The organism is Actibacterium sp., from assembly GCF_041584535.1.
Taxonomy (GTDB): domain Bacteria; phylum Pseudomonadota; class Alphaproteobacteria; order Rhodobacterales; family Rhodobacteraceae; genus Actibacterium_D.
On the sequence record NZ_JBFHDW010000073.1, the window covers coordinates 1 to 9,982 of the forward strand.

A 9,982-nucleotide genomic window follows, 5' to 3' on the forward strand; every position below is an offset into this window, starting at 1 on the left:
CTGGACGCCGTGCATTGGGCCTCAGCTTGGCGCGATCCTGTCGATGGCGGCATCCGAGGCCGATCTTGCCCGTGGCACGCTGTTGCTGGCGGTCTATGCCGCCGGTCTGGGCATCCCGTTCCTGCTGGTCGCGGCGTTCTTCCCGCGCCTGACCGGGGTGATGGCATGGATGAAACGCCACATGGAACAGATCGAACGGATCATGGGCCTGTTGCTGTGGACCATCGGTCTGTTGATGCTGACCGGCGGGTTCTCGAAGTTTTCCTATTGGTTGCTTGAGACATTTCCGCGGCTGTCGACGCTGGGCTGACGGCTTACTTTCGTCAAAATACCGCGCTAAGCTGTGTCGAAGAACAGGCAGAGCAGTCGCATGATGGACCAGACAGGGCAACAACAGGTGCGCCGCCGCCGGGTGTTTTACATCCCCGGCTATGACCCGATTCATCCCCGGCGCTATCGCGAACTTTACCGCAAGGAAAGTGCCGATCAGGCAGCAATCTCGGGCTATCAGATCGCGCTAAAGCCCAAGAAACGCGGCAGCGGGCGCTATGGCTGGCATGTCGAGGCCGAAATGGACGGGGCCGAAACCGCCGCCGATGTCGAGGTTCTGGTCTGGTCCGACATCGTGCGCGACTCGATGGATCGGGGCATTCCCGCGACCTATCTGCAATTGCTGCGCACGGCCTGGGCCTATATCGGCACCGGGGCGCTGTTCCGGCTGATGCGGTTGCGCAAGGGGCCGATCATCGCGGCGCTTTACCCGATCTTCATGCTTTTGGGCCAGCTTGGACTGGCGCTGATCGCGGCCCGGCTGATCGGCGCGGTGCTAGGGCTTAGCGGTGTGCCCTATATCGGTTGGCTGGGTCTGGCGGTGGTCTGGCCGATCCTGAAATGGTTCAAGCGCAAGGATGGCAAATTCTTCGCTTATTACCTGATGCATGACTATGCCTATTCGGCGCAATACGGTGGCGAAAATCCCGCCCCGCTTGAGGCGCGTATGGCCGAATTCCGCACCACCATCGCCGCCGCCTTGCAGGATGACGTGGACGAGGTGCTGGTCGTCGGCCATTCCTCGGGCGCGCATCTGGCGGTGTCGATATTGGCCGATCTGCTGCGGGACGGTGCGCTGCCCGCAAATGGCCCGGCGCTGGCGTTCCTGTCGCTGGGGCAGGTGGTGCCGATGGTCAGTTTCCTGCCACGCGCCGAACGCCTGCGCCGCGATCTGCGCGATATTTCCCGCAGCGATGCCCTGACATGGGTCGATGTCACCGCGCCCGGCGATGGCTGCGCTTTTGCGCTGTGCGATCCGGTCAGCGTGACTGGCGTGGCGCCACCTGACAAACGCTGGCCGCTGGTGATCTCGGCCGCCTTTACCCAGACCCTTAGCCCCGAACGCTGGAAAGAGCTGCGCTGGCGGTTTTTCCGGCTGCATTTCCAGTATCTCTGCGCTTTTGACCGGCCCGGCGATTATGACTATTTCCGCATCACCGCCGGGCCACTGACGCTGGCGGCGCGCTATGCCGGGCGGCAACCGTCGAAAAGCCGGATCGACGTCGCGGTCTCGGGCTTTCGGTCGATAGCCGCATGATCCGCCCGCCAAAACCAACAGCCCGGCCCGATAAGGTGTCGCTGTGGCGCTATGTGCGGCTGTTTCGGCAGGACATCCTGTCGGCGCAACCGGCGCGGCTGTATCGGGCGTGGATGGCCGAATTCCGCACGCCGTTCTTTCGGTCGTTCATGGTGAACCAGCCCGAATTGCTGGATCTGGTGCTGAAACAGCGGCCGATGGATTTCCCGAAATCGGGCCGCGTGTCCGAGGGGCTGAAACCGCTGCTGGGCAATTCGGTTTTCCTGACCAATGGCGAGACATGGGCGCGCCAGCGCCGCATCATCGACCCGGCGTTCGAGGGCGGGCGGCTGCGCGATACGTTTCCGGCGATGCTGGCCGCGGCACAGGCCGCCTCGGCCCGGCTGGCCCCCGGCGAGACCGAGATCGAGGCCCAGACCAGCCATGCCGCGGCGGATGTGATTTTCAGAACACTGTTCTCGATCCCGATCGAACATGAAATCGCGGCAAAAGTGTTCAGCCAGTTCCGCAGCTATCAGCGCAGCCAGCCGATCCTGAATGTAGCGGCGTTTGTTCCACTGCCGCGCTGGATGCCGCGCCTGCACAGCCGCACCACCAAGGCCACCGCCCGCGCGATCCGGGCGTTGATCACCCAACTGACCGACCAGCGGATGCAGGCGATCAAAGCCGGCACCGCGCCCGACGATCTGGCCACCAAGATCATCACCACTGCCGACCCCGAAACCGGTCAACGCTTTGACACCGCCGAGATGGTCGATCAGGTGGCGATCTTTTTCCTTGCCGGGCACGAAACCTCGGCCTCGGCGCTGGCCTGGGCGCTGTATCTGCTGGCGCTGGCCCCCGAGGTTCAAAACCGCGCTGCCGCCGAGGCCCGCGCATTTGCCGCTGACCCCAGCTTTGCCAACTTGTCGAAACTGCGCTTTACCCGCGATGTGTTCCGCGAGGCGCTGCGGCTATATCCGCCGGTGCCGATGATGGTGCGCGAGGCCAGCAACGACGAGACCTTCCGCGACCGCGACGTGCCCAAGGGCAGCCAGATCGTGCTGTCGCCGTGGCATCTGCACCGCCACACCCGCCTGTGGGACAAGCCCGACGATTTCGACCCCGACCGCTATGGCACCGAGAACGGCAAGGCCTGTTTGCGCAGCGCCTATATGCCGTTTTCCACCGGGCCTCGGGTCTGCACCGGGGCCGGGTTCGCTATGGTCGAAGGGCCGGTTCTGTTGGCAAGCTTGCTGCGCGACTGGCAGTTCACCCCGGTCAAAGGGCGCGAGCCGGTGCCCGTGGCGCATCTGACGGTGCGGGCCCGCGACGGAATCTGGTTAAACCTCAGTCGTCGAGACGCGGCACCAGCGTCGTGATCCCCACTGCAGCGGCCCGCGCCAGATCCGGGTCCAGCGACATCGGCACATATTCCCCGCGCCGCCACAGCTCGCCCAGATCATCGTAATAGCGCGACAACGGATGCCCGGATTGCCCGGTCGAAATCACGAAAACCGAGCTGTCGGGATCGGCGAAATCATAGACCCCGCGATAGCCCGCACCGTGAACATTGGCGAAAGGCGCCGGGTCTTTGCCGCTGCCGACGCCACGCATCAGCGTGTTATCACCGCCGCTGGTCGATTGGCGGATGTTGACCAGCCAGCGCAGCACCGGCACTTCGCCCAGAACCGGGTGATCGTGATGCGCCTGATGGGCATCGCCCCAGCGCAGGCTGGCCAGATTGCCGCCATAGGTCTCGTCGATCCACAACAGCGCCTCGTCCAGCGCGATTCTGGCGATTTCCGAGCAGGATTCGACGATGGTGGATTGATGAATGTCGCACCAGACCCCGGCGCCATCGACATCGCGGAACACCCGTTCGATGAACAGCGGCTCGACATGGGTGAAGGCGTCGGTCAACGGGCCGATATCGTCGCGGATCAGCCGATCCTGCAAATGCCGCATCCACGCCGCATAGATCAGCGGCTCGGGCAGGTGTTCGTTCATCTCGCCATTCCAGTTGGCCAGCATCTCCAGCGCCTGCTGCCGCTGGCGCTCGATGCTGCCCTTGGGGGCGGTTTCACCGGTATACCACAGATCGCGCGCCACCAGCGGCAACAGGGCGCGGGCGGTAAAGCTGACAGTGTCAAGCTGGGCCTCGATAAAGCTTTCGCGGGTGTGAACCTCGCGGTTGCGCATCAGGTTGCGCCAGCGCTGAATGCGTTGGCTGTCGCCCCAGATAAAGGTCAGATGCTCGGGGAAAGGCCGGTCGATCAGCTTATTGTTGGTGTTGCCCAGAATGCCGCTTTCGGGATCGGTAAAGCGCGGATTGTCCGCATAGGGCAGGGCGCCTTGCCAGCGATTTTCCGACAGCCAGCCGGGCGAGGGGATCCGCCCCTGCGTCTGGTGCATCGGATCACGACGCGGCATTGCCCCCACGACCTGTAACGCGATCCGGTCCTTGTCGATCACCGTCAGGTTCTGCGCCGGGGCGCCCCACAGCCGGCCCGCGTCTAGCGCCTCGTCCACCGACTGCGCCCGCATCAGGCTTAGCGCGGCCGAGACCGACCGGTCACCTTCCCACAAATTGGTCCACGCGACCGAGGTCACATGCCCCGGCGGCGTGATGCTGCCCAGATCGAAATGGTTGCCGGGCAGAACCGGCCCGTTCTCGGTCCAGCGCAGGGTGATGGTCAGCGGCGCCGCATCCTTGATGTTGATGATGGTGCGGCGGGTCTGGAACGGCTTATAGCCCTCGGGTGTCAGGTATTCCTCGGGGTTATCGGGGTTCAGCTTTTCGATATAGACGTCCTGATCGTCCAGATAGGTCGTGGTCAGCCCCCAACCCAGTTGTTCCGAGCGCCCGACCAGCACCGTCGGTGCGCCGGGAATGGTGCCGCCGATCACGCCGCCGGTCGACAGATCCAGACTGGCCAGATACCAGATCGACGGCGCGCTAAGACCCAGATGCGGATCATTCGCCATCAACGTGCCGCCCGCAGCCGCCCGTTTCGGCGCCGCCGCCCAAGCGTTTGACGCCCCGGCCAGCCCCATTTCGGGCACCGGCGACAGAGGGTCAGGCGTTGCGGGCGCGTTCAGCGCCAGCGCGCGCGGCGCATCCGGGAACAGCGCCGCGAAATCGCTGAGCGCCGCCACGCCCGCGCCGGGGAAATCCGGCATCAGATCGCGCAACCGCTCGTCCGGCAAGGCCAGCGACACCCGCGCCCGCAGCACCTCGTTCGACAGGTGGCCCGACATCTGCAACGCCATCAACTTGCCGATGGCGATGGAATCGGCGGGCTGCCAATAGGCGATCTCGGGCGAGAACAGAAAGAATTCCGGCGCACCGCGGCCAAGGGCCTCGTCATTGACCTGTTGAATGCGGGCGTTGACGCCGCGGGCGTAAGCCTCAAGCGCGGCGATGGTCTGGCTGTCCTGCGCCGCCACCGCCCGCTGGGCATTGCCATACAGATCGAACCGGCGCAGCAACTCGTCTATCCTGACGGTGCGCGCGCCGAACAATTCGCTAAGCTTGCCCTGCGCGGTGCGCCGCAGCATGGTCATCTGCCACAGCCGATCCTGCGCATGGACATAGCCCAGACCGAAATAGACGTCCTCGTCCAGCGTGGCCTCGATATGCGGGACGTTGGCATTATCGCGGACAATCTCGACCGGCCCGGCCAGACCCCTCACCTCGACCAGACGGTCGTAATCTGGCAACGAGCGCGCTGCCAGATAATAAGCCCCCATTCCGGCGACCAAAACCACAAGGATCAGCACTCCGGTCAGGCGAATAAGCCAGCGAAACAATCTTGGCATGGGAATCCTGTTATTGACGGCCCGGTTTCAGCGGTTAGTTCTGGTTGCAGGTTAGGACAAGGGCAAAGCGGGGGAAAGCATGGCTAACGTATCATTTCTGGGTTTGGGCGTCATGGGCGCCCCGATGGCGGGTCACCTGACCAAGGCCGGGCATGAGGTCACGGTTTATAACCGCACGGCCGCCAAGGCAAATGACTGGGTGGCACGCTATGGCGGCAAGTTGGCCGAGACCCCGGCCAAGGCGGCAGAAGGCGCGGAATTCGTGATGGCTTGCGTCGGCAATGACGACGACCTGCGGGCGGTCTGCACCGGGCCGGACGGCGCATTTGCCACGATGGCGCCGGGGACGGTGTTCGTCGATCACACCACGGTGTCGGCCAAGGTGACCCGCGAACTGGCGGAACAGGCCACGGCGGCGGGCCTTGGCTTTGTCGATGCGCCCGTGTCTGGCGGTCAGGCCGGGGCCGAGAACGGTCAGCTGGTGGTGATGTGCGGCGGCGATCAGGCCGATTATGACCGGGCCGAGCCGGTGATTCTGGCCTATGCGAAAATGTGCAAACGGCTGGGTGACAGCGGCGCCGGACAATTGACCAAGATGGTCAATCAGATCTGCATCGCCGGTCTGGCACAGGCCCTGTCCGAGGGGCTGCATTTCGCGGAAAAGGCCGGTCTGGATGGCCGCGCGGTGATCGACATCATCGGCGGCGGCGCTGCCGGAAGCTGGCAGATGCAGAACCGCCACGCCACCATGATCGACGACGAATTCGACCACGGTTTTGCTGTCGACTGGATGCGCAAGGATCTGGGGATCTGCCTTGCCGCCGCCGAGGAAAACGGCGCCAGCCTGCCGGTCACGGCGCTGGTCGATCAGTTCTATAAAGAGGTCCAGAACATGGGCGGGCGCCGCTGGGATACGTCAAGCCTGATCAAACGCCTGCGCGCGTTTGACTGATCCCATCGGCCGCGCCCCCAGCGGCCCGGTTCCGCAATGAGTATTTGAGGCCAAGAAAAAGATGGATCGCTTCTTTTTCTTGGCAAAAATACTCAAATCCAACCCCGCCCAAGGGCGGAACGGGTCAGGGGATGATGCGGCTGTATTTGGTGCCTTCCAGCGTGGCGCCGACGATCAGGCCAGCCTGGCCATAGACCACCGCCACCACCGGATCCAGCGCGGTCAGGGTTTCGGCCGACAGGTTGCCGCCCTGATCGTTCAGCGCATATTCCAGATCGCCGCCCGCCGACCAGCCGGACGAGCGCCGGAAGGTGCCAAGCGCGTCCTCGGTCATGAAAAACAGCGCGTGGGCGTATTGCTGGGCGCCGATCTGCAGGCCAAAGCTGGCTTGCGCGGCGGCGTAATAATCGACCGTGGCATCGTCGATGCGCAATGCGCCTTCGCCGTAGGCACCACCGACCATGAAGCCGGCCTTGGTCATCAGCGGCATCCACAGCACGCCCAGCGCTTTTTGCGCCAGTTCCTGTGTGGACGGGTATTTGTTGAACAGGTAATCGCGCGTCGCGTCAACGCGGGCGTCGATCGTGACGGCGCCGTCCGAGCCGACTCCGTTGCCGCAAGCGGCGGTCAGCGCGGTGGTGGCCCCAGCGGCCAGCAGGAAACTCCGGCGGGAATAGGTGGTCATTGATTTACCCTCGATATGCCTCAGCTTGTGGCCTTATTTGGCCTTTGCGCAAACTATAGTGTTTCGCGCCGGGGCTGTCATCACATCTTGCGCAGGGCGGCGATTTCTTGCGCCTTTGGTTTATCGCCCGGCCAGTTTGCGCGCCACGGCGGGGGCGAAATAGGTCAGGATGCCGTCACAGCCAGCGCGTTTGAACGCCAGCAGGCTTTCCATCATCACCTTTTCGCCATCCAGCCAGCCGTTCTGGGCGGCGGCTTGCAGCATCGCGTATTCGCCCGAGACCTGATAGGCATAGGTCGGCACGCCGAACGTGTCTTTGACCCGGCGGCAGATATCCAGATAGGGCATCCCCGGTTTGACCATCACCATATCGGCGCCTTCCCGCAGGTCGCGTTCGATCAGGCGCAGGGCCTCGTCGCTGTTGGCGGGGTCCATCTGATAGGTATTCTTATCGCCGGTCAGCGCGCCCGAGGCGCCCACCGCGTCGCGGAACGGGCCATAGAAGGCGCTGGAATATTTCGCCGAATAGCTGAGGATCGCGACATTGACATGGCCAGCGGCCTCAAGCGCGTGGCGCAGGGCCCCGATGCGGCCATCCATCATGTCCGAGGGGCCAAGGATATCGGCCCCGGCCTCGGCCTGCGCCAGCCCCATTTTCACCAGCGCCTCGACGGTTTCGTCATTCACGATCTCGCCATTGCGGACGATGCCGTCATGGCCGTTGATATTATAGGGATCAAGCGCGATGTCGGTCATCACCGCGATATCGGGCACCGCCGCCTTGATAGCGCGGATGGCGCGGTTCGACAGGTTGTCGGGGTTCCATGCCTCTTCGCACAGCTGCGTCTTTTTCGCCGGGTCGGTATAGGGAAAGATGCAGATCGCCGGGATGCCAAGGCTTGCGGCCTCTTCAGCGGCCATGACGGCGCGATCGACCGACAGCCGGTTCACACCCGGCATCGAGGCCACGGGCTCGACCACATCGACGCCGTCGCGGACGAAAATCGGCCAGATCAGGTCTTCGACGCTTAGGGAATTCTGCCGCACAAGCGCCCGCATGGCGGGGGATTTGCGCAGGCGGCGCAGGCGGGTGGCGGGAAAGGGGGCGACGATGGGGCGCATGTCCGTGTCCTAACTGGTCTTTTCCCTTGGGTGGCATGGAATTGCGTGTATCTCAAGGGTAGGAATCACGCTGCGGCGCGGCTAATGTGCGCGCCAGAGCATCTGAGCGAGGATCGCGCGTGGATTGGCATAAGACCGTCTTTGAAGTGATCGACATGCGATCCTTTTCAAATCTTTGGTATTGGATCGGGCTTGCCGTGTTGTGGTCGTCGGCATCGCATTGGGTGCTGGGCGTGCCGTTTGACCTGATCCAGCGTGCGGCGCGCAAGGGCGGCGCAGCTGCTGAAGATTTGCACGATTTGGTGCGCATCAACGTTAACCGCATCCTGTATATCTTTGAAATGTCAGGTATTTGGCTGATCGGAGGCGCTTGTTTCGTGCTGACTGCCCTGGCCTTGCTGGGGTTCTATTACCTGATCGAGTTCTTTCAGGCGGTGTTCATGATGGCCTTTCCGATGACCTTTGTCGGCGCGCTGAGCGTCTTTACCTCGCGCCGCATCCGCAACCGTGACATTGCCGGGGACGCGCTGTTGCGCACGCTGCGGTATCACCGGCTGGGCACACAGGTGATCGGGATGGCGGCGATTCTGGTGACTTCGCTGTGGGGCATGTATCAGAACCTGTCGATCGGCGCGCTGGGAGGTTGACAGCCTCGCCGCCCCGCGCCATGTCCGGCCCCATGTCCTCCTCATCTGATCACATCACTGTCAGCGGCGCGCCCGAAGGCTTTGACGCCCGGCTGATCGCGGCGGAACTGGCCAAGACCGGACGTCCGGTCTGTCACGTCGCCCGCGACGACAAACGGCTTGCGGCGATGCAGGCGGCGCTGGCGATGTTCGCGCCGGAATTGCCGGTGCTGGTGTTCCCGGCCTGGGATTGTCTGCCGTATGACCGGGTGTCGCCGAATGCCGATGTCTCGGCGGCACGGATGGCGACACTGGCAGCGCTGGCGCATGGGGTGCCGGGGCCGTTCATCATTCTGACCACGCTCAGCGCCGCCAGCCAGCGTGTGCCAGCGCGGGCGGTGTTGAAAGAGGCGGCGTTCTCGGCGGTGGTCGGTCAGCGCCTTGATGAGGCGGCGTTGCGGAATTTCCTGACCCGCATGGGTTTCTCGCAATCGCCCACGGTGATGGAGCCGGGCGATTACGCCATTCGCGGCGGCATCATCGACATTTTCCCGCCCGGCCAAAGCGGCCCGGTGCGGCTGGACCTGTTCGGCGATGTTCTGGACGGCGCGCGGCGCTTTGATCCGGCGACCCAGCGCACCACCGAAAAGTTGCAGGTGATCGATCTGGCCCCGGTGTCCGAGGTCATTCTGGACGAGGCCGCGATCACCCGCTTTCGGCAGAATTACCGCATTGAATTCGGCGCGGCGGGCTCGGACGATCCGCTGTATGAGGCGGTCAGCGCCGGGCGCAAGCATCAGGGCGTCGAACACTGGCTGCCGTTCTTTCACGAGCGGCTGGAGACCCTGTTCGACTATCTGCCCGACGCAGCGGTTTACCTTGACGATCAGGTGACGCCATCGCGGCTTAGCCGTTGGGACAGCATCGAAGATCAATATGACACCCGGCGCGAGGCGATGAAGGCCAAGCACCGGCTGGACACGGTCTATAAGCCCTGTCCGCCGAAGCTGCTGTATCTGGATGACGCCGCATGGCAGGTGGCGATTGCCGGGCATCGGGTGATGCAACTGAACCCGCTGCCGCAGGCGCTGGGGTTGGGGGTGATCGACGCGGGCGGGCGGATCGGGCGCAATTTCTCGCCTGAACGGCAGCTTGAACAAGTCAGTCTTTTCAGCGCTTTGGCGGATCACATTAAAGTTCGTCGTGAC

At 63.7% G+C, this 9,982-nt stretch carries 8 protein-coding genes and 1 pseudogene; 6 read left to right on the plus strand and 3 right to left on the minus strand.

What is annotated here, in order from left to right; genetic code table 11:
• The 3 genes from ABYW26_RS05465 to ABYW26_RS05475 all read left to right on the plus strand — a co-directional run.
• Window positions 1–310, plus strand: a 310-nt coding sequence (locus ABYW26_RS05465) for a cytochrome c biogenesis CcdA family protein (protein ID WP_372603780.1), incomplete at its 5' end; no start/stop codon positions are given.
• A 63-nt stretch (window positions 311–373) separates the two neighbouring features.
• Entirely contained in the window at window positions 374–1,588 is a 1,215-nt protein-coding gene (locus ABYW26_RS05470) for a hypothetical protein (protein ID WP_372603787.1), read from the plus strand.
• A complete protein-coding gene (locus tag ABYW26_RS05475) occupies window positions 1,585–2,949 on the plus strand; it encodes a cytochrome P450 (protein ID WP_372603781.1) in 1,365 nt (454 codons plus the stop codon). The genes ABYW26_RS05470 and ABYW26_RS05475 overlap by 4 nt, the downstream gene beginning before the upstream one ends.
• Here ABYW26_RS05475 and ABYW26_RS05480 read toward each other — a convergent pair.
• Window positions 2,918–5,389: a penicillin acylase family protein gene (locus ABYW26_RS05480; protein ID WP_372603782.1), complete on the minus strand. Its 2,472-nt coding sequence runs from the start codon at window positions 5,387–5,389 to the stop codon at window positions 2,918–2,920. The two genes, ABYW26_RS05475 and ABYW26_RS05480, sit on opposite strands and share 32 nt — an antisense overlap.
• Before the next feature lie 79 nt (window positions 5,390–5,468).
• On the opposite strand from ABYW26_RS05480, the gene ABYW26_RS05485 reads away from it, so the two are divergent.
• Window positions 5,469–6,341: an NAD(P)-dependent oxidoreductase gene (locus tag ABYW26_RS05485; RefSeq protein WP_372603783.1), complete on the plus strand. Its 873-nt coding sequence runs from the start codon at window positions 5,469–5,471 to the stop codon at window positions 6,339–6,341.
• A 124-nt stretch (window positions 6,342–6,465) separates the two neighbouring features.
• Here ABYW26_RS05485 and ABYW26_RS05490 read toward each other — a convergent pair whose 3' ends face one another.
• Together ABYW26_RS05490 and hemB are read right to left on the minus strand one after the other, a co-directional pair.
• Window positions 6,466–7,026, minus strand: coding sequence for a YSC84-related protein (locus tag ABYW26_RS05490; protein WP_372603784.1), 561 nt, complete (start codon window positions 7,024–7,026; stop codon window positions 6,466–6,468).
• A gap of 120 nt (window positions 7,027–7,146) precedes the next feature.
• On the minus strand, window positions 7,147–8,148 hold the full coding sequence (gene hemB / locus ABYW26_RS05495; protein WP_372603785.1) for a porphobilinogen synthase: 1,002 nt from the start codon (window positions 8,146–8,148) through the stop codon (window positions 7,147–7,149).
• 119 nt (window positions 8,149–8,267) lie between these two features.
• On the opposite strand from hemB, the gene ABYW26_RS05500 reads away from it, so the two are divergent.
• Together ABYW26_RS05500 and ABYW26_RS05505 are read left to right on the plus strand one after the other, a co-directional pair.
• Entirely contained in the window at window positions 8,268–8,795 is a 528-nt protein-coding gene (locus ABYW26_RS05500) for a component of SufBCD complex (protein WP_372603786.1), read from the plus strand.
• 32 nt (window positions 8,796–8,827) lie between these two features.
• Window positions 8,828–9,982: pseudogene (locus ABYW26_RS05505) on the plus strand (transcription-repair coupling factor); the annotation flags it as partial.